Annotated in this window: 20 protein-coding genes, 1 pseudogene and 1 riboswitch; of the genes and pseudogenes, 4 read left to right on the plus strand and 17 right to left on the minus strand. The window is 39.4% G+C overall.

All coding sequences use genetic code 11. From position 1 onward, the window contains the following. Nucleotides 1–60 precede the first annotated feature (60 nt). From PU629_RS18675 to PU629_RS18710, 8 genes and pseudogenes are all read right to left on the minus strand, one after another. Nucleotides 61–244, minus strand: a pseudogene (locus PU629_RS18675) (sulfurtransferase TusA family protein). A gap of 87 nt (nt 245–331) precedes the next feature. After that, nucleotides 332–1,459, minus strand: coding sequence for an MBL fold metallo-hydrolase (locus tag PU629_RS18680; protein WP_275281537.1), 1,128 nt, complete (start codon nt 1,457–1,459; stop codon nt 332–334). 23 nt (nt 1,460–1,482) lie between these two features. Next, nucleotides 1,483–1,875, minus strand: coding sequence for a DsrE/DsrF/DrsH-like family protein (locus tag PU629_RS18685; protein ID WP_275281538.1), 393 nt, complete (start codon nt 1,873–1,875; stop codon nt 1,483–1,485). A gap of 38 nt (nt 1,876–1,913) precedes the next feature. Further along, nucleotides 1,914–2,483 (minus strand): sulfurtransferase TusA family protein, encoded by a 570-nt coding sequence (locus PU629_RS18690; protein WP_275281539.1) that lies wholly within the window; start codon nt 2,481–2,483, stop codon nt 1,914–1,916. A gap of 19 nt (nt 2,484–2,502) precedes the next feature. Then, nucleotides 2,503–2,805, minus strand: a complete 303-nt coding sequence (locus PU629_RS18695; RefSeq protein WP_275281540.1) for a rhodanese-like domain-containing protein — start codon at nt 2,803–2,805, stop codon at nt 2,503–2,505. Nucleotides 2,806–2,899: 94 nt separating this feature from the next. Further along, the gene (locus PU629_RS18700; protein ID WP_275281541.1) at nt 2,900–3,160 is read right to left on the minus strand and encodes a metal-sensitive transcriptional regulator; all 261 of its coding nucleotides are present in this window, start codon (nt 3,158–3,160) and stop codon (nt 2,900–2,902) included. A gap of 256 nt (nt 3,161–3,416) precedes the next feature. Continuing rightward, nucleotides 3,417–3,782, minus strand: a complete 366-nt coding sequence (locus PU629_RS18705) for a rhodanese-like domain-containing protein (RefSeq protein ID WP_275281542.1) — start codon at nt 3,780–3,782, stop codon at nt 3,417–3,419. Between the two features lie 710 nt (nt 3,783–4,492). Continuing rightward, a complete protein-coding gene (locus PU629_RS18710) occupies nt 4,493–5,446 on the minus strand; it encodes a magnesium transporter CorA family protein (protein ID WP_275281543.1) in 954 nt (317 codons plus the stop codon). Between the two features lie 286 nt (nt 5,447–5,732). Between PU629_RS18710 and PU629_RS18715 the strand changes: the two genes are divergently transcribed. The 4 genes from PU629_RS18715 to murB all read left to right on the plus strand — a co-directional run bounded on the left by PU629_RS18715 (nt 5,733) and on the right by murB (nt 10,564). Further along, a complete protein-coding gene (locus PU629_RS18715; RefSeq protein ID WP_275281544.1) occupies nt 5,733–6,818 on the plus strand; it encodes an endospore germination permease in 1,086 nt (361 codons plus the stop codon). Between the two features lie 3 nt (nt 6,819–6,821). Further along, nucleotides 6,822–8,282 carry a spore germination protein gene (locus PU629_RS18720; protein ID WP_275281545.1) on the plus strand — a complete coding sequence of 487 codons (1,461 nt, stop codon included), beginning with the start codon at nt 6,822–6,824 and terminating at the stop codon, nt 8,280–8,282. Then, a complete protein-coding gene (locus PU629_RS18725) occupies nt 8,272–9,396 on the plus strand; it encodes a Ger(x)C family spore germination protein (protein ID WP_275281546.1) in 1,125 nt (374 codons plus the stop codon). The genes PU629_RS18720 and PU629_RS18725 overlap by 11 nt, the downstream gene beginning before the upstream one ends. 262 nt (nt 9,397–9,658) lie before the next feature. Beyond that, nucleotides 9,659–10,564: a UDP-N-acetylmuramate dehydrogenase gene (murB, locus tag PU629_RS18730; protein ID WP_275281547.1), complete on the plus strand. Its 906-nt coding sequence runs from the start codon at nt 9,659–9,661 to the stop codon at nt 10,562–10,564. A gap of 92 nt (nt 10,565–10,656) precedes the next feature. Here the strand turns inward: murB and copZ are convergent, their stop codons facing one another. The 9 genes from copZ to PU629_RS18775 form a co-directional block, all read right to left on the minus strand. Then, a complete protein-coding gene (gene copZ / locus PU629_RS18735) occupies nt 10,657–10,863 on the minus strand; it encodes a copper chaperone CopZ (RefSeq protein WP_275281548.1) in 207 nt (68 codons plus the stop codon). 22 nt (nt 10,864–10,885) lie between these two features. Beyond that, nucleotides 10,886–13,288, minus strand: a complete 2,403-nt coding sequence (locus tag PU629_RS18740) for a heavy metal translocating P-type ATPase (protein ID WP_275281549.1) — start codon at nt 13,286–13,288, stop codon at nt 10,886–10,888. Between the two features lie 33 nt (nt 13,289–13,321). After that, nucleotides 13,322–13,648 carry a metal-sensing transcriptional repressor gene (locus PU629_RS18745; protein WP_275281550.1) on the minus strand — a complete coding sequence of 109 codons (327 nt, stop codon included), beginning with the start codon at nt 13,646–13,648 and terminating at the stop codon, nt 13,322–13,324. A gap of 351 nt (nt 13,649–13,999) precedes the next feature. Further along, entirely contained in the window at nt 14,000–14,788 is a 789-nt protein-coding gene (gene lgt / locus PU629_RS18750) for a prolipoprotein diacylglyceryl transferase (protein ID WP_275281551.1), read from the minus strand. Between the two features lie 79 nt (nt 14,789–14,867). Then, nucleotides 14,868–15,560: a DsbA family protein gene (locus tag PU629_RS18755; RefSeq protein ID WP_275281552.1), complete on the minus strand. Its 693-nt coding sequence runs from the start codon at nt 15,558–15,560 to the stop codon at nt 14,868–14,870. A gap of 123 nt (nt 15,561–15,683) precedes the next feature. Beyond that, complete coding sequence (locus tag PU629_RS18760; RefSeq protein ID WP_275281553.1) at nt 15,684–16,535, minus strand: M56 family metallopeptidase; 852 nt, start codon at nt 16,533–16,535, stop codon at nt 15,684–15,686. Next, nucleotides 16,532–16,951, minus strand: a complete 420-nt coding sequence (locus PU629_RS18765; RefSeq protein WP_275281554.1) for a BlaI/MecI/CopY family transcriptional regulator — start codon at nt 16,949–16,951, stop codon at nt 16,532–16,534. The genes PU629_RS18760 and PU629_RS18765 overlap by 4 nt, the downstream gene beginning before the upstream one ends. 470 nt (nt 16,952–17,421) lie before the next feature. Beyond that, nucleotides 17,422–19,197, minus strand: a complete 1,776-nt coding sequence (thiC, locus tag PU629_RS18770; RefSeq protein ID WP_275281555.1) for a phosphomethylpyrimidine synthase ThiC — start codon at nt 19,195–19,197, stop codon at nt 17,422–17,424. A gap of 133 nt (nt 19,198–19,330) precedes the next feature. Beyond that, a riboswitch (TPP riboswitch) is annotated at nt 19,331–19,445 on the minus strand. Between the two features lie 232 nt (nt 19,446–19,677). Next, nucleotides 19,678–21,090: a SpoVR family protein gene (locus PU629_RS18775; RefSeq protein WP_275281556.1), complete on the minus strand. Its 1,413-nt coding sequence runs from the start codon at nt 21,088–21,090 to the stop codon at nt 19,678–19,680. Between the last annotated feature and the right edge of the window lie 24 nt (nt 21,091–21,114).

A 21,114-nucleotide genomic window follows, 5' to 3' on the forward strand; every position in this document is an offset into this window, starting at 1 on the left:
GTTGCCCTCCTCTCGAAGAATGTGAGAACCCCTAGACTTCTCTAGAGGTTCTCAAAATCTCTATGCTTTTTTAATCCAAAACTTAAGAACGTTTCCTTCTTCTATCTGTTTCAAGCAGATCATGTCCACCAAAACGGGCCCAAGCTACCAGATCACTCTTTGCACCTTTATCAGTTGCATGAACTTCAATTAATTGTCCTGCGGCAAGCTCATCCATTGCTTTTCTGGTTCGGATAATGGGCATAGGGCAAGCTAGCTCTTTTACATCTAACACCTTATCCGCTAATAAGTTCAATAGGATTTACCCCTTTCATGAAGTGGATCTCCCTGTTTAATGCACAGCACAACGGTTGGGTCCAATTTCCATTTCACGTTGTTCCTCTTCAGAAGCTTCTAATCTACCCATATTCATTTGTCGGATTTCCTGATAGCTGTTTGGTTGAGGGGGCAAATTTTCTGTTACCATTCTACGGAAATCCTCTTGATCCTGGACTTGAAGGCCCGCATTTTCTTTATATAAGTCCCCAAGCTTGGCTGTAACTGACCCATTTTCACCCATTTCATGACTAGTTGAAAAGTGTGCTGGGAGTACGATTAAATCCTCAGAAAGATCTTTATAGCGCTTATAGAGGGTTTCCCTAAGGTCGCTCACCCAATCTTCAGCTTTACCGGCTAAATCTGGACGTCCAATCGATTCAACAAAAAGAATATCTCCGGTTAATAGATGGGTGTTCTCTACAATAAAGGACGTACTTCCTATTGTGTGACCTGGAGAGTATAAGGCTTGAACCTTAATCGCCGTCTTACCAACTGTGAGGGTAGTTCCATCAATAAGCGGTTCATATTTAAAGGTAACATCCTCGGCATCCTTTGGCGGGAGATAATACGCTGCGTTTTCTTCTTTAGCTAGCGCACGGCCACCTGAGATATGATCGGCATGCAAGTGAGTATCTAAAGTGTACTTAATGGTTAAACCTCGCTCTTTTGCAAAGGTTTGATAAGTATCTATTGTACGAGCGGTATCAATAACCGCGGCCTCACCGTCAGACTCTATTAAATAGGATAAACACCCTTTTCCAAGACGCACAAATTGATAAAGAGCTCCATTTTCTAGATCCGCTATTTTTACCGGCTGTAAATACTCACTCCAAGCCTTCATGCCGCCTTCAAGGTTATAGACTTGATCAAAACCTGCTTCAACAAGCTGTTCCCCTATAAACTCAGAGGAGCCCCCCTTTGCACACACGACGAGTATTGGCTCCGTTTTCGGTAATCGGCTCTCAACTGAATCAACCCCATCTAGCAGGTTGAAATACGGTTCATTGATAATCTCAATGTTTTTTCCTTCAATCTTCCAATCATCAAACTCATCTGTATTTCGAACGTCAAAGATGAATAAACGTTCTTTGTTCATCACGATTTTTGACAATTCTTCAGCTGTCATATGTTTTACAGTCACGTTATCTCCTCCCCTTTTTATTTTTAGAAGGATAGTGTAATATTGGCATCCTTCGCAAATTCAATAAATGTTGCCGCACCGCCTACTTCAATACCTTCAATAAATTGATCTTGATCAAGCTTCATGACATCCATTGTCATTTGACACCCAATTAATTTGACACCCAGGTCCTTCGCCATCTCTAATAATTCTTCAATAGAGGGGACGTTCGATTGTTTAAATCCTTCAATAAAATGCTCTCTGCCTGCTGGTACTGGGAGATTTTTATGCGCTTCTTTATGAATAAGGTTAAGTCCTTCAAATGTAAAGAAAATCCCTACTTCTGCATCTGATGCTGCGGCAGCTGTTGCGATATTAAATACCTTATAAGCATCAAATAATCCACCGTTTGCTGCAATAATCGCTACTTTTGTCATGTTCAATTCCTCCAAATTTATTCTTTATGTTTTTATTGTTATTTTTCAATTGGACCTTCCCAGCTTGACATGCCAGGGATAACGTTTACTACTTTAGAAAAGCCTTTTTTGGTTAAGGCTTGTGACGCCCTATCACTTCTGTGGCCCGAACGGCACACCACATAAATTTCAGCATCTTTTTCCAATTCGTCAAAGCGTTCTTCAAGTTCGCCTAACGGGATATGTTTGGCTCCAGGGATGTGCCCAAATGCATACTCGGCTGATTCACGAACATCTAAAATCGTTATGTTTTCTTTCCCTTCGATTTTCTTACGTAAGGTGTCTAGATCCATGACATTTGAATGATGGGTCTCCGTTGTTTCTTCCTCAGGAAGTGCTTTCCGAAGATAGTGCTTTAAAACAGTCCCATCCTCTAGTGTTCCAATGTAGTGATGACCTGTACTTCTGGCCCAAGCTTGGATATCCGCCGTTGACCCTTTGTCAGTCGCTTGAACTTCCATGACTTGACCGGGTTTCAATTGATCAATCGCTTTCTTAGTTCGTATAATGGGCATTGGACAGGCCAGTCCTTTTGCATCTAATACCTTATTCGTCTGAATGACTTTCATAATAGTCCTCCTTTTAAAGTTATTGACTATACTTGGCATTCCAGGCTGTCATGCCGCCCACCAAGTTTATAGCTTGAAGTCCCTCTCTTTGTAGGATTTCACAAGCTTTTGCGCTTCGTCCTCCTGAGCGGCACACCATGATATGTTTGGCCGTCTTATCCAACTCCTTCAGCCGATTTTCGAGATCTCCTAAACGAATAGGTTTGGCACCCGGGATCATACCTTGGGCTACTTCATCATCTTCACGAACATCCACAATACTTAAATTCTCCCCATGTTTAATAGCTTCATATAGATCGTCTGGCAAGATTATTTGAACCATCCATAATGCTCCCTCTCAAAATATTTTACCAATACCCGTATAGGTATATAACTAATTAAAAAAAATAGGGGGGACTGACCTTCCCCAAAATTTTTTAACGGCTTTTAACTAGAAGATTAACAGCCTCTTTAATGAGTTCATCAGTCGATTCGCCCTTTTCAACTTGCTCACGTACACAGGCTTCAAGGTTAGAACTGACAATCACTCCAATCGCTCGATCTAAAGCAGATCGCACGGCTGCCATTTGAGTAACCAGGTCTTTGCAGTCTTTTTCTTCTTCCATCATTCTAATAATTCCTTTGACCTGCCCCTCGATACGACGCATTCTGTTTTTTACTTTTTCATCGTAATTCATTCTCTCCCCCCTCACCCTTTATGTTGTTATTTTATACCCCACAGGGTATGTGTGTCAACCTAAAAAAGTGAACTCCTGCCCGCTCCCAAATCACAAACGTTACCTTCTTTAATAGCGAGTTGTTCAAGAATTGGCTTAGGAGTAGGTATTTCTTATCTGTGATCACTTAAAAGTTTAGCCTCGTGTCCTGGATTAAGACGTTGGCCATGAGTTGATATCATCGATCACGTCTCCTTTCTATCCTAGTTTATCCAATTTATAGCCAAGCACTCATGCCACCTCTTACATTGGTTACTTTTTCAAATCCCATTTTTTTGAGCAGTTTACTGGCTTGGCTGCTCCGCATACCACTTTGGCAAATGACGATGACTTCTTTGTCTTTAGATAAAACCTGCTGCGCCTGTTGTCCAAGTGTGTTCAATGGCATATTTTGAAATTCCCGAATATGCTTAGCCTTGAATTCTCCAGGCGTTCTAACATCAATAAATTGCTTATTTACGTCTTTCAATAGACCTTTTAAATCGGTCGTCGATATCGACTTTACTCCCTTTACTGGCATTATCCGTTTTACTAGGAACAAGACAATCAGCGCTATAATCACAATGTTTAGCCATGTCGGCATAATAAGTTCACCTCCTTAACCTTCGCATTGTCAGGGATTCAATCGTTTTCTCACTCCTAATAACTCCGCCCCTATTTAATCCCTTTCTTTGTAAAATTCGTTGCTCTACTGCATTAACAAGATCTTGATTCGGAACCTCTGAATACTCCCTTTTTATATAGGGAGAGGGGATATTACTGGCCCCCTTTTAAAGGTGACTTATAAAAACATTGTAATCCCTAAGATCCAATAGCAACATTTTGTTATTTTTGTGGATCTTTTCAATCGTCCATGCGGGTAGAGATCGCTTTGGAATAAGTAGACAAAATAGGGATCCTCCAATGATTGCAAGTATTATAAAGACTGCAATCATCATTGGCGACCTCCATCCTGTGCTTGACACTTTGGTATTATATACCCGTATAGGTATATTGTAAATTGGAAAGCTCACTCTAGCTTTTCATAAAAATCCAACTTAAATGTTACTTATAAATGTGCTGTCTTCCAAACACCTTATTCACTCCCATTTCTATTCCTGGGATATCACTCTCTTTTCTTAAATTTATTTAATCCAACAGCTTCACGCATTCTCCTCCAACGAGAAACTGATTTCTACCAATCTTCATAAGGGCCAAAAATAACTCTGTTTTACACAAAATGTCTTTAAAATTTTATTTCTAATTCAATGTCCATTCTCCTCAAGGCCATCTCTTTTAATAGACTTCTGTTGGTTATTTCTGTTTTTTGGATCTCCCCCACCAGCCTTTTAAATAAAAATAAAAGGCCAATAAAGCGCCTACTCCAAACATGAGAATTAGAGCATAAAAATACCCAAAGGACCAATTTAATTCCGGCATATACTTAAAGTTCATCCCGTAAAGTCCCGCTATAAACGTCATTGGGATAAAGATAACACTGAATAAAGTTAAAGTTTTAACAATGGTGTTTGTATGGTCTGCTTTAAGTGACATTTGCAGATTAAAAATCCCATCAAAACTTCCCGAAAATTGATCAAGCGCTTGTACAATTCGATTGTAACTATTTCTTAGATCCTGTGAATAGAAACTGATATCTTCATCTTTATAGGGGAAGTCGGGATCCTCCATTTTTGTTATAAGGGCATCAAGAGGTTCAATTATTTGCCGAAAACGGTGCAGATGTTGTTTCATTCGATAGACTTGCCTAGCTATGTCATTTTCAAATGGCCACTTAAACACCTGTCCTTCAAGGTCTTGGAACTTATCTGCAATGGTATCCACTTGTTGTAAATACAACATGAAAAAGGCATTCAGAATATGATAAAGGATTTTAAAAGGATTGGTCATGCTCTCAGGAGTTTCTATAAAGCTTTCTTTGATTTTAGAAAACAAATTAAACAGATTACTTTTTAGGATTGTCACAACATAGTTTTCGATTACTAAAATTGTACAATTGATTGGAGTCAAATCCTTTCCAATGGCAGTCAATGAAAAAAACAGTTGATTCTTTAATTGGGCCAACGTCGGAATAGATTCAAGGTCGAAAAGTTTCTTTTTTATATGCGGATGAATGGTTTGTTCCAGAAAACTCGGGAGTCGGTCATGCTCTTCTAAGTTTAAACAGATCCAAACTGCCCCATCTTTAATTGGGACTCCCGCTTCTTGTCTCTCTTCAATTTCACCAGTCGATTCATTATATACAAGCATTGCCGACTGTTCCTCCTTGATTCCTTTTTATAAACTTAGGATTCACAAGAATTTCAAGTCTAAACCTCTGTATGCTCCTGTAGTTTGGTTTTATGAGGCAGTTATGTCTTTCCCAAAGATTTATATAGAAGTTAAATGGCTTCTCGATTAAGGAATAAAGTGAATGGTTATCCCTCTATTAGCTATTGTCCCTCTTCACTCCTTTCTCAAAGTGCTCTCTTAAGAATAGTCCGTTTCTATAAAGGAAAAGTTAAGAACAAGTCTATCTAAATGCGAGGGAAAGAATTTGAATAAGACCGAACGTACTATTGGTTTATATAACGCCCTGTTTATGATGTTGCTTAGTTCCGGCCTTTATAACCATGTCATTTTAACTCCTCTTCTATTAAAAGCCGGAGGGAGAGATGCATGGATTGGCGTTCTAATGGCTTCACTGCTTATACCGCTTTTAATTCTTATATTTTGGTTTATCTCTAAATCTACAAATGGGATGTCGATCTCTTCATGGCTTATCCAAAAGTTTGGGAAGGGAATTCATTATCTTTTAATAATTCCTATTGCCGCTTGTATTTTTATCATGAACTGCGTGACTTTCAAGGATACAATTTCCTGGTCCATTGCAAGTTATTTACCCTATACGCCCCCTTTAGCTTTAGCCTTATTCTTAGCTTTACTCTGTTATTCGACCTGCCTATTAGGTATTCGGAATATCGCCTACACGGCCGGGATACTTGGACCATTAGTCATCATTTTGGGCTTTGGTATTATGCTCACTAACATCCCCAATAAAAATTACACATACGTATGGCCCTCTTTTGAAAACGGAATGATTCCCGTTTGGCACAGTGCCTTTTTAACACTTGGGGGATTAATGGAGCTGTTTCTTGTCTTATTATTTCAACAACATCTCTTAAAAAGGATTAGATTAATTCATTTAGCTATTTTAAGTGTATTTCTAATCGGAATAACCATTGGTCCTCTGTTAGGAGCGATCTCTGTATTTGGCCCTGAAGAGGCATCCAAGCAGATATATCCTGCCTTCGAATTATGGCGTATTGCCACAATTGGTAAATATATTTCACATATTGATTTCTTTGCTATATTTCAATGGTTATCAGGAGCATTCGTTAGAATTTCCCTATTAGGTTTTTTAGCAATGGATTTATTTAACATTCAATCCAAAAAAGTTAAAGCTTATTTTCTAGCTGTTGTGTATTTAATTTTTATAGCCTTTGCCATGTTACCAATAAATCAAGAAATTATTTTATCTCTCATAACGAACTACTATACCATTTTGATAGTAATTGTTTTTGGGGGAGCAACTGTTCTTTTAACCGCCTTAACCATCTTTAAAAGAAAGTCAGAGGGATAGTCCATGAAGCCGATAGAAACTCCCAATTTCAGTAAATTATTTAAGGGGTGCCATGATGTCAAAGTTAATACCCATTCTTTTGGTGACTCCATTGCTGAGAATAAAATTATTATGATTTACTGCGAGACATTGGTAGATGGAAAGGACATCAACCAAATTGTCTTGCCAGCTTTAGAAAAAATGGCAATCAAAAAAAAAGCTTCTGTATCCATTCAGCTTAATGAAAGCAATTTACTAAATATCAGGCAATTGGAATCTAGTGACTGTTCAAAATTGGTTGATGAGGTATTTGACGGTAAAATAGTATTTTATATTGAAAGGGACAGGAATCTTTTTAGTTTAGATATGGCCGCTTTTCCAAATCGTACTCCGGAAGAGTCCAATGAGGAAGTCACAATTGTAGGAGCAAAGGATTCATTTACTGAAGATCTTCGGACAAATTTGGCGCTCATCCGGAAACGCCTACGAACGAATACTTTATACTACGAAGAATTTGTAATCGGTAGTCGATCACGGACGAAGGTCGGACTTCTTTATTTAGAAGATCTTATTAACCCAGAAATTCTAAAAGAAGTGCGCAAAAGATTGAAAGGCATTAATAGAGAGGCCCTAACACATGCAATGCTCAAAGAGGCGATATCAGATCGTACTTTTAGCATATTTCCAGTGACGGATACCACTCAACGTCCCGAATTGGCAATGGGCTGTTTGATAAATAGTCGTTTTGTTATTTTGATGGACGGTGTTCCAAGCGCAACTGTTGGACCAACTGGTTTTATGGAGTTAATAAAATCAGCCGAAGATTCTTATTTCCCCTTTTTCATCGTTTCGTTGCAAAGATTTCTACGGACTATTGCTTTTATAGTTGCCCTGTTAATTCCGGGTGCTTGGATTGCCCTTACTTCTTTTCATCCTGAACAATTGCCTGTTCCACTGTTAGCAACGATCTCAATGGGGCGATATGGGATTCCCTACTCATCCGCTTTTGAAACTTTTCTTATGCAGATTATGTTTGAATTATTCCGCGAAGCAGGACTTCGATTACCCAAAGCTGTTGGCCAAACAGTCGCGGTTGTAGGAGGAATTATGATAGGTGATGCTGCAATTAGTGCTGGTCTCACTTCGCCAGGCATTCTTGTCGTAACAGCTGTTTCAGCCGTTGCCAGCTTTACTCTGATTAATCCAACTTTAACCTACTCAGTAACTTTATTGAAATTTATCATCATGATTTTTTCATCTTTTTTTGGTTTCTTCGGTTTCTTTCTTTCAATTTTTGGAATTTGTATTTATGTAACAAATATGAAGTCATTTGGTGTCCCTTATTTATCACCCGTTTCACCATTAAACCCTCGTGAACTTATATCGGCCATGTTTTCGAAACCCTCTATTTATGATGATGAAAAACCGAGCCGCATCACAAAATCCAACTCAATTAACAGAAAGAGGGGAAAGAATGACAACTAAAAAAACCCTTTTTTTATTGTTATGTTCAAGTATCTTTCTTACAGGGTGCTGGGATCAAAAGGTGATACAAGATATATACTATGTTGCATCGGTCGGAATCGATTATCAAGATAATAAATATATAACTTATCTAAAATTGTTAGATTTTTCAACTATCGCAAAAACCGAACAAGGAAAACCAACAGAAGCTGTTCCTATCTGGATTTTAACTGGATCTGGTCAGACTCTTTTTGATGCCATTAGAGATGCAAAAAGGATGTCTCAACAGAATATTGTCTTTAGTCATGTTAATACTTTTATTCTTTCTGAATCCGCCATTAAGCATCATTTAGATGATACATTAGATTTATTGCGCAGATATCCAGATTTTAGACTAAGCGGATGGATTTTTGGGACCAAAGACGATATCATGTCTATTTTAAATTCAAATCCTGTCCTCAATAATTCTCCTTTAACCCTTATAGAAAATACACCTAAAGCGATTTCCAAGCAATACAACCGTATCACCCCTTTAGAAACATTAGAATTCAACAGAGAATATTGTGATACCAATCGGACAGTATTTCTTCCCAATTTGTCGCTTACGGACTCCTGGTATAGTGGGGGAAAACCAAACCCTTTACCCCGTATAGACGGTGCCTTTTTGTTTCATGATAAGAAATATTACACTTGGTTCTCAGATGATTCACTTATTGGATACAGATGGTTAACCCCCCATACAGAACGGACACTCCTAAACGTTCATGATTCCAAACATCATACGGCATTTGAAGTCGCTGTCTGGAAAGTCAAACCTAAAATTAAAACCTATGACCAGAACGGCACGCCTAAATTCGATGTTCATATTAAAGGAAAAGCAACCATATTAAATAAACTTGAAAATCAGCAAAATCCTAAACGACTTATTCAAGAGGAAATCAAGAAAGAAATTCAATTCACCTATAATAAGGGGCTAACAAAGAACTTAGATCTATTAGAATTAGAAAACACTTTATATCGGCAGAATAATCCGCTCTGGAAAAAAACAAAAGGAAATATAGGCTTTTCCCAAAATATGCTGAGACATATTACGGTCAATATTACGATCATCAATTCAGGTAAGATAGATTTATAAGATTTGAAAGGGCAGAAAGACCCATTATCCTAATCCTTTAAAAGGATGGGATCGAACATTTGAAGAGAATTCAATTACATGAAAAGCATCTATTTGGCGAAGAAATCATTAAAACGTCTTTGCTTAACGTAATCAAATTAAATAAACGATTCATAATAATATACTAGGTAAAAAACGAACTCATCTTCTTGAGTTCGCTTTTTACCTTTATAATAAATATGAGATAATACGACTATAGACTGTTAGAAAATGAGGGAAAAAGATGAATGACTTTTATTTGGAATTAAAAGACAGGATCGATGCCAATCGAGTGAAAATAAATGAACCGCTTAAGAACTACACGTTTACTAAAACAGGCGGAAATGCCGACTGTTTAGTGTTACCTATAACTTACGAAGAAGTCCAACAAGTCATTCGTTTCGCTCAACACACTAGTATACCTGTGACCATTTTAGGAAACGGCTCTAATGTCATCATTCGTGACGGAGGCATTCGTGGGCTCGTCATCAATTTAACAGCCATGAACGATGTTTCCAGGAGAGGGAACCATCTCATTGCTCAAAGTGGAGCCAAAATTATCGATGTCTCACGCATAGCTTACGAAGAATCCTTAACTGGCTTAGAATTTGCGTGCGGCATTCCTGGAACTGTAGGCGGTGCCGTCTATATGAACGCAGGGGCTTACGGCGGAGAAGTGAAAGATGTTTTGGATGATGCATTAGTTGTGACAAAAGAGGGCGACCTTTTACGACTAACCAATGAGGAATTAAAATTTTCTTATCGCCATAGCATCATCCCAGAAAAAGAATATCTCGTTTTGGAAGCAAGCTTTCGTTTGAATTTGGGTAATCCGGCAGCAATTAAAGAAAAGATGGATGAATTAACGTTTCTGCGTGAAAGCAAACAACCGCTTGAATATCCGTCTTGCGGAAGTGTGTTTAAGCGTCCTCCCGGTTTTTTTGCAGGTAAATTGATTCAAGACAGTGGCTTACAAGGGGTGCAAATTGGCGGTGTTCAAGTCTCGACCAAACACGCAGGTTTTATGGTTAATGTTGGTAATGGGACAGCCACTGATTATGTCCAATTGATTCACCACGTTCAACACGTCGTAAAAGAAAAATTTAATGTGAATTTAGAAACCGAAGTGAAGATTATTGGAGAAGAATAAAAAAAGACCATCAACTCCCCTGTTTTAGGGTATTGTCGATAGTCTCTGAAAGAGGAAGCCTATAGAAAATAGGCTTCCTCTCTTTTTATATGTTAAGCAACATCGTAACCTTGATCTTCAACAGCCTCTTTCATTTGTTCCAAGCTCACTTTGCTTGAATCAAACTCGACACTAACCTTACCTGTTTCGAGATTAACGTCCACCTTTTGAACGCCATCCAAATCCGTAAGTGCACCGTTTACCGCCATTTTGCAATGACCGCAAGTCATCCCTTTGACATCTAGTGTAATAGTTTGCATAAAATGAATCCCCTCACTTTAATTAAATTTTAACGCGTTTTAAGCGCAACGCATTGGTGACAACCGATACGGAGCTAAACGCCATTGCTGCTCCTGCTACCCATGGTGCCAGCAGTCCAAGCGCAGCAATTGGCACCCCAATCGAATTGTAAAACAATGCCCAAAACAAGTTTTGGCGAATGTTTTTCATCGTCTTACCGCTTAAGTCAATAGCTTTGACAACATGTTCTAAGCCGCCGCCGATTAATGTGACATCCGCTGTTTCAATAGCGACATCTGTACCAGACCCGACAGCCATCCCGATATCAGCTGCGGCAAGGGCTGGCGCATCATTAATGCCGTCACCGACCATGCCCACTTTCATCCCTTGAGCTTGAAGTTCTTTCACTTTAGATGCCTTTTCTTCAGGAAGAACCTCCGCAAATACATGATCAATCCCGACAAGTCGCGCGATCGCTTCCGCTGTTCGCTTGTTGTCACCCGTGATCATATAGACATCTAGGCCTAATGCCTTTAAATCACTGATTGCCTGTTTCGAAGTCTCTTTTACCGTGTCAGCAACAGCAATAATCCCTTGCAATTGCCCATTATATGCCACGAGCATCGCTGTCTTACCATCTTGTTCAAGTTTAGACATCGTTTGCTCATGATCATCCATCGAAATGTTTTCACGGCTCATCAGTTTGCGTGTTCCGATATAGAGTGGCACGTCATCAACTTTTGCAAAAATACCATGTCCAGGTATCGCTTCAAATTCAGAGACACTAACCGATAGAACCCCTTTTTCTTTTCCATACTCCACGATGGCTTGGGCTAATGGGTGTTCCGAAGATTCTTCCGCTGCCACAATTTTGGCAAGCAGTGCTTCGTCGGAATCCTCACCAAGGTTGATGAAATCGGTCACTTCAGGTTTTCCTTTTGTAATCGTCCCGGTTTTATCAAGTAGAATAGCATTGAGATAATGAGTGGTTTCGAGATATTCCCCGCCTTTATATAGAATACCCGACTCAGCGCCTTTACCTGTCCCCACCATGATGGAGGTCGGTGTCGCAAGCCCTAATGAACATGGACAAGCAATCACTAGAACCGCAATAGCCGCATCAAGAGCATGAGGTAAATTTCCTGGTGTGACAAAGGCAATCCAAACAATAAAGGTCAAAATCGCAATCCCAACTACAATTGGAACGAAAATGCCCGAAATCACATCCGCTAATCGCTGAATAGGGGCTTTAGACCCCTGGGCTTCTTTCACAATCTTAACAATACCTGCTAAAGCAGTATCCTTGCCGACTTTCTCAGCCTTCATGGTCAATGTCCCATTTTTATTAAGAGTAGCTCCAATGACTTCATCGCCGACTTGCTTGGAAACCGGGAGTGATTCACCTGTAATCATAGATTCATCGACAGTTGACTTACCTTCTATAATTGAACCGTCCACAGGGATTTTCTCACCTGGACGCACAAGAAGAACATCCCCGACTTGTACATTTTCAACAGGAATTTTGACCTGCTCGCCATCTTTGATCAGAGTAGCCTCTTTCGCTTGAAGATTGAGTAAGGATTTGATCGCAACCGTTGTTCGGCCCTTAGCTCTTGCTTCAAACAATTTACCTAGAAGGATCAGGGTAATGATCAACACGCTTGTTTCGAAATAGAACTCCGGCTTATATCCTGGCTGTACCAGTGACCGAATGACTCCATATAGACTGTAAAAATAGGCGGATGCCGTCCCCAAAGCAACCAGCACATCCATATTGGCACTCTTATTGGCTAGGGCACGGTAAGCCCCTACAAAGAATGGACCGCCAATATAAAATTCAACGAAGGTTGCGAGGATCAGTTGAAACCACTTATTTTCAACGAATCCTGGAACAGGCAGGATGCCCGCATGACCAATCATCATATAAATAAAAGGCAAGGCTATAACCGCAGAAACAATAAATTTCGTCCGTTTTTGTTTATATTCCTTTTCCTTATAATCTTCTTGTGATTGGTTCTCATTTTTCGGAATCGCTTCGTAGCCCAATTTCTTGACACGCTCAACGATGTCCTGAGCGGTTACTACCCCTGATAAAAACTCGACTGTCCCTGATTCGGTAGCTAAGTTAATCGTAGCTTTATCCACACCAGGCATTTTATTTAACATTTTTTCTATTCGCGTGCTGCAAGCGGCACATGTCATACCACGTATATCAAATTCCTGTTTCTCTTCTTGAACATCATAGCCTAGCTTCCTTATACGAGTCACAATCTCTTCTGTCGTCACTTGATCATCATGAATATGGACTTTCGCATTTTCTAACGCCAAATTAACATTGGCATCGACTCCATCTATTTTGTTTAATACTTTTTCAATACGGGTTGAACAGGCCGCACAGGTCATGCCTGTTATCGCTAATGATAATTCTCTTTCTTTCACCGTCATTGCTCTCTCACCTCCAAACCAGACGCAAACCCACTATTTTGAGAATTGTTGAATCACTTTCATCAATTCGTCAATGTGATGATCCCCATGCCCTTCTTGTATAGCTTTAGTAACACATGACTTAGTATGACGCTCCATGAGATTAAACCCTACTTTTTTAAGAGCAGCTTGTATGGCAGAAATTTGGACAAGAACATCAATACAATAACGGTCCTCTTCAATCATTTTTTGAAGACCTCTCACTTGTCCTTCCACGCGCTTTAACCGATTTATTAATTTATCCTTTTCCATATCTGTCCGTGGAACGGCAGGCTTTCTCCCAGTATCTATTGGTAATATCTCATTAGGTTCATTTACCATTTGCTCACCTCTTATCTAATTTTATATTATACCCCTATATGGTATATGTCAAATAATTGAACCTGTTACTGAAAAACGATCGAATTTCATTAAGATAAAATAGGGGGTAGGGGTAAAAACTCCCGAGGGGTATCACGCAGCAAGTCCTAGATTTCACCTTTATATTACGCTCTTCTTAAGCCTCCTAAAAGACTTAACAATTAAAGTTTACGCAAAAAGGGACATAAAACACGGCGTTTATTCAGTGGATACGTATCAGGGGTATTTTTTCTACTCATGTACTGCAAAAAAATGACTAAGCCTGCAGGGGAGGCCTAATCATTTCCTATTTATCAACTTAAGCAGGACGTTTTATTTGAAGTTTACTTTAAGGCGTCTATCGCGAACGATTAAATAGATCATAAAGATTAAATCTAGTGCAACAATTCCAATGGCTGACCACTGGCCACCTGTAAACTTGCCGTATCGCGGAGAATCCCCACGAAAGAACTCGAGGATAAAACGCTCGACGAAGTAGGCGGCGACATAAATGGAAAAGAGCCAGCCTTTTCCCAAACGGTTGCCATAAAATTTCGAGATCATAAAAAGAACACAAAAGAGAATCATATCCCCTTGAGATTCCCAAACCTCAGCTGGCCAAAGAGGCTGACTTCCGTAATAGTCATAGGCAATGGTGCCCTTTGGATAAACAAGACCAAAATTCCCACCAGTCGGTTTACCAAAAGCATCGCCATTCATAAAGCAAGCTATTCTTCCAATCCCTTGGGCCAGGATCATAGCCGGTGAAAGATAGTCTGCAAATTGTAAAAAGCTTATTCTGTGATACTTAGAATAAATAATTAGTGAGACAATCCCGCCGGCAACCGCCCCCTCAATAGAAATACCACCATTCCAAACTTCAAAAATCTGAATCGGATGCCGAGAGTATGTAGGCCATTGAAAGATGAAAACATGCCAAATTCGTGCTCCTATAATGGCACCAATAACTCCATAAAGAATAAATGCCTTTAAATGATTATAAAAAATCGTATTTTTAGTTAAGGCTAAGGCTACACCATACCCTAATATAATAGCGAGAAGGGAAATCACGGCATGCGTTTGAACCACATAGCCGAATAAATTAAACAAATCCTTATGCATACTTATAACAACTCCTTTATGATTAACTGTTTTTGGATCCTAAAAAATATAGGTGATAGTCCCTTCATCAAGAATTGACTTATTTAGCTAATTGATCGACCTGATCGACAAGCTCCTGATAAGAATTGCCTGTGAATTCTTTCCCATTTACAAAGAAGGTTGGCGTCCCTTGAATCGATAATTGGTTGACATAAGCGGTGTCCTTATCAAGGGCACTCTTAAACTTATTTGTTTTAAATGCCTGAACGACTTTATTTACATTGGTTGGACTCGTTATCTCACTTAACGTCTTTTCTAAAAATGACTCCGAATAAAGATCAATTTGTTCATACTTAGAATCAGCGGGCTGTTTCGAATACAATAAATCATGGAATTTCCAGAATAATTTATTTCCCAACTCGTTATAGACCGTTTCTGCAAACAGAGCAGCCCGAGTGGAATCTTTATTTATAAATGGATCATTCATAAAATAAAAAGTCGCTTTTCCTGTTTGTATAAGATCCTGATCGATCGCTGGAAAGGTTGCGTCATTGAAGTTCTTACAGATTGGGCATTTATAATCCCCGAATTCAACAATCTTGACAGGTGCCCCTTTCTTCCCTAAATAGGGCTCATCGTTATAATTGAACGTAACGGCACCCGCTACCTTACTAGATTGCGAATGACCAATAATAATTAACACAACCGTACAAATGGCAATGATTCCGATTGTCCCATAGAAAATCCAAATCGAGAAACCGCTTTTCTTTTTTACCTTTTTCTTTAAAGCCATTTTTTCACCTCTTTTAAGAAAATAGTTTAAAGCTATATTTAAGCTTGTCCTTCCTCAACTAGAAAGTTAAAATTACTACACTACATATTGTAGTGCAGTTGCTAAAAAAATTTTAGCGACTAGCTAAGCAATTGTCACTAAAACCATACCGAAGAGAATCACTAAAACTGAAACAAAAACAGTTTCGCGATCCATTCTTATCTGAAGGCTTTGATCGGGGTTAATCAAATGTTGCAGCCTATAATTAACCGCTTCGTTTGAGAAGTGCACAAAAATGAGGGATCGATTCCTCTTTTTAAAATTATTAATCATTTTAAGTAATGCTGTGCTTAACCCTAATTCGGATCCTGTTGTTTTAATAGCATATTCATCTGCTGAGAGTTCACATAAAATCTTAAAATTGGTATACAGCAATTTGGTCATGGGGACAAACCACAATGTCCGTGCAATCAGGCGTAAAATGAATATTTTTAAAGAATCATGATTGATTTTATGAGACATTTCATGCAGGATGACAGCCTCAACCTCTTGAGTTTCAAGCAAATTGAGTAAACCCGTACTCAATACGATTAACGGAGTTCGGAGTCCAATCGTAAAGGCCACCATTTTATCATCGTTAATCACGGCAATAGATTGACCTACAACTTTATATTTCTCACTAACCGCTTTGGTCCATTTTATAGTCTTTAAGGAATCGATTTTAGCATGCATTCTAGTTGATTGAATAGCATATTCAATCATTCCCACTATTAAAACGAGAATACTGTAGGCCATAATCGAATTTAACAAGAAAACAACAATTAAATAGCAAGGTGAATCCCTTTCAAATAGCCCAATACAGAAGTCAAAAAAATCCGCTTGAAATTTCAAGCCAAAAATAAGATGAATCCCATAAACAGCTATTTGGCACCATACAATTAATGCGATGAAAACGCCCGTTCCAAACATCATCTTTGACTTTTTCTTCCACATCATGACTTGTCCTTTTTTAATTGTTTGATTTTTTGTTCCAGTTGATTTAATAAGTTTTGATCAACATCCGTTATAACATCTAACATATGGTTGATTACAACACCACCAAATTCGTCCAGCAAATTCTCTGTTAACCGCTTCGATTGTTCCTCAATAAACGCTTCCTTTGTCTGAACGGGCTTGAATAAAGAAACCCTTCCATCAGTCCGTTTTGTAAGAATGCCCTTGTCGACTAACCGTTTCATAACGGTCATAACCGTATTAAAACTAATCGGCTTATCCTTCTCTAAGTAATGCTGAACCTGCTTGATTGACTGTTCTTGACCAGATTCCCATAGATAATCGATTATTTTAGCTTCGAGCGGGCCGAAAAAGCGGTCTAATCCAACCTTATCATATTTAAAATTTTTGATAGTCATTTCGTTTAGTCCTCCACTACAAATTGTAGTGTATTACTATTTAAATTTCAAGTTAAAATCAAAATCTTAATACAATTAAAAAGCCTGCCGTTTTGAATAGCTTAATTGAACGCTATCAAAGTACGCTATCAAAGTACGGTAGAACATCCCTCTTACTTTGTTCGGCTTTTAAATTCGAATAGATAGTAATGAATTCATTACTAAAAATGGTTTTTAAAAAGAGGCCGGGACAGAAGCCGTTTACGAATAGAAAAAACCGAACTTATTCACATCTTTTAACGTGATGGGTTCGGTTTTTCATTTAAAAGTTAAGTCATTTATGAAACGCTTCGTCAAAAATACGTTGCTCTCCGCGGGCACGGCCATAGCCTCTAAAAATGGTTGAACGGTAAGTGAGATTTGGAGTAATGATAGGCAAACCTTGAGGGCATATGTTATATGTGATTTTCAAAAAGGAACATCAAACTGATTTATTGATAAATACCTCCGCCAGAACTCCTAAATTCATTAGCTTTTTCTCTCATCCCTTGTTCAATGACTTTCTGTGTATCTAGGTTCTTTTCTTTTGCAAATTTGCGGATATCATGTGAGATCCTCATACTGCAAAATTTCGGACCGCACATGGAACAAAAATGAGCTGTTTTTGCTCCTTCAGCTGGCAAGGTTTCATCATGATAGTCGATCGCCCGTTCAGGATCTAATGATAAATGAAATTGATCGCGCCATCTGAATTCAAAACGGGCTTTAGACAAGGCGTCATCTCTTTTTTGTGCACCTGGATGTCCCTTTGCTAAGTCAGCAGCATGGGCCGCAATTTTATAGGTGATCACCCCTTCGCGAACATCATCCCGATTAGGCAGCCCTAGATGCTCTTTAGGTGTCACATAACAAAGCATGGCCGTTCCATACCAGCCAATCATAGCGGCACCGATTGCAGAGGTGATATGGTCATACCCAGGGGCAATATCGGTTGCAAGCGGTCCAAGTGTGTAAAAAGGGGCTTCTTTACAAACCTCCAGCTGTTTATCCATATTTTCTTTAATAAGATGCATGGGCACGTGTCCTGGTCCTTCTACCATAACTTGAACGTCATGTTCCCATGCGATTTGAGTAAGCTCTCCAAGGGTCTCAAGTTCTGCAAATTGGGCTTCATCATTGGCATCTGCAATAGAACCCGGACGTAAGCCGTCACCTAATGAAAATGAAATATCGTAAGTTTTCATAATGTCACAGATTTCTTCAAAATGAGTATATAAAAAGTTTTCCTGATGATGATACAAACACCATTGAGCCATAATGGATCCTCCACGTGAGACGATTCCCGTTACACGATTGGCAGTAAGCGGAACATACCGCAATAGCACGCCTGCATGAATGGTGAAGTAATCAACGCCCTGTTCCGCTTGTTCGATTAACGTATCACGGTAAACTTCCCAAGTCAGATCTTCAGCAACCCCTTTTACTTTTTCTAAAGCTTGATAAATAGGGACAGTCCCGACCGGAACAGCCGAATTACGAATAATCCATTCTCTAGTAGTATGAATGTTTTTGCCTGTTGAAAGATCCATAATAGTGTCGGCACCCCAGCGAGTGGCCCATGTCATTTTTTCGACTTCCTCATAAATTGAAGAGGATACAGCTGAGTTTCCAATGTTGGCGTTAATCTTTACATGGAAGTTCCGACCAATAATCATAGGCTCCGATTCTGGATGATTAATATTAGAAGGGATAATGGCCCTTCCTCTTGCCACTTCTTCTCGAACAAAATCAGGAGTCATATTTTCGCGAATAGCTATAAACTCCATTTCCGGAGTAATGATTCCTTTTTTGGCATAATGAAGTTGAGTGACATTTGTTCCTGATTTTGCCCGGAGGACCTCACGTTTTAATCCAGGAAAGACGTTATGGTTTGCTCTTGGATCCTTTTCATCCCTATACCCATTATCCTCAGGCAGGATATCGCGCCCCGAGTACTCCTCGACATCTCCGCGTTCCTTAATCCAAGTGCTTCTAATTGGAGGTAAGCCTTTTTTGATGTCAATTGAATAATTAGGATCTGTATAAGGCCCACTTGTATCATAAACACGGACAGGCCCATTTTCTTCTTCTCCAAAGCTGCCTGTTGTAGGACTTAATTCTATTTCCCGCATAGGTACCTTAATATCCGTTCGTGAGCCCTCTACATAGACCTTCTTACTTCCTGGAAACTGGGACATAATCGAAATACTTTTTTCATTTAGTGACATAAAAAAAATCTCCCCTTTTAAAATTTTTAAAAGACGAGACCCAGACAATACAGAGTAGTCAAAATCAAAGAAAAAAGCTGAGTCCATAAATAAAACGGACCCAGCTAATATGTAGAAGTTACCTACTTTGATTTCTAAAAACATCTAACTTCCCTACGCTGGCATGATCCAGATCAGGTCCAAAGAGTCAAGAAACTTCATCGCGTTTCTTTCTCAGCCCAGCTTATTGGACTCCCCTAGTTATTCGCTATTTAATTGTAGTTACAGTATACCTTAATTTCAGAAAATGAAAAGAGGGTTTCGAAAATATCTACTCTTAAACACTCAAATGGATTGTTCAACTTTTCAGTCGGACACCCTCAAAATCATAGCAGCATAAAAAAAGAAATCGGTCCTGGATTATAACTGCAAAAGTGAGGAAATGATGACCACATAAGAAAAGCAAGAATCATTGTTGATCCTTGCTTAATCATAATATTTTTAATCCAGCCGCTTCCGGTGCACCTTGGCCCCGTCACACGAGAAGAGCGTCTTTTTATCATCGATAATCGTTTCAATATGAACCGTTCGGCCCCAAAGCTTGTGAACATGGATGAGTACCTTTTCCAAGTAATTGATATCAAGCTCCTGACCTTCATAGCGATGGGCTAAATAAAGCTCTCCATTTTTTAAATAATCCCCGTCTTCTACCTCAATGTATGGGAAACCGGCGTTAACACGGCTCGCGACCAGTTCATCCCGAACCTGTTCCCAATCTTTGCTCGAAACAACTACTTCATTCCCTTTTCTTTCAAATAAAAAGAGATCCTCACGCTGGACAAGTTCCTTCGTTAAATAATTTCGGATAAAGGATTGGTCAGATTCAATTTCGCGTACTTCAAAGATTTTCTCTCGGCCAGATCCAGGTTTTACTCCGCGTTTTAACATCTCTTCCGTCGGGTTATCATAACGCTCTTCGATATCTTCAAAGATTTTAATTCCTAAATAATAAGGATTAATCTGCCGGCGTGACGGCTGAACGACGCTGGCATTTAATTTGGCATATTCAATGGCTTCCTCCGTTGTAAGATCCATCTCCCGCATGATCCTCGCATGCCAGTAGGACGCCCAACCTTCGTTCATGATTTTGGTTTCCATTTGCGGCCAGAAATAGAGCATTTCTTCACGAAGCATAGTGAGAATATCACGCTGCCAGTCGGTCAACTCACGGCTATGCTCTTCTATAAATAAGAGCAAGTCCTTTTCCGGTTTTTCAGGGAATTTCTTTTTGGTTTCAGGATTTTTCAATACTTTCTTAGCGTCGAGTCTCAGAAGATCATCATAATCAGAAAGAGGCTTTGCGGGCTTCCAACGCAAGGAATCCGTCTCCTTCGCTTCTTCCCGTCTGACTCTTGTCAGGGTAGGATCCACATGTTCTTCAATCGATAAGACGGCATCAATAAAGGCTTCGACATCGTCTCGCCCATACCGTTCCTCGTAGGCTTTAATGCGTTCTGCCGTTGCCGCCATGCTTTCCACCATATCTCGGCGCGTTTTCGAGAAACGAACATTATTCTTAAAGAAATCACAGTGAGCAAGTACGTGAGCAACGATCATTTTATTTTGGATGAGACTATTGGAATCCAGTAGAAAGGCATAACAAGGATTGGAATTAATGACAAGCTCATAGATTTTACTCATGCCGAGGTCATATTGGAGCTTCATTTTATGATAGGTTTTACCAAAGCTCCAGTGTGAATAACGGGTCGGCATGCCATAGGCCCCAAATGTATAAATAACTTCAGCTGGGCAAATCTCATACCTCATTGGATAAAAATCAAGGCCCAATCCCTCAGCAATCTCCGTGATTTCCTCAATCGCGACATCCAGCTTTTTCAACTCATCGGACTTCAAGCGGCCTCACTCCTTATATCCTTT

Origin of the sequence: Pullulanibacillus sp. KACC 23026 (genome assembly GCF_029094525.1) — a bacterium.
Classification (GTDB): Bacteria; Bacillota; Bacilli; order Bacillales; family Sporolactobacillaceae; genus KACC-23026.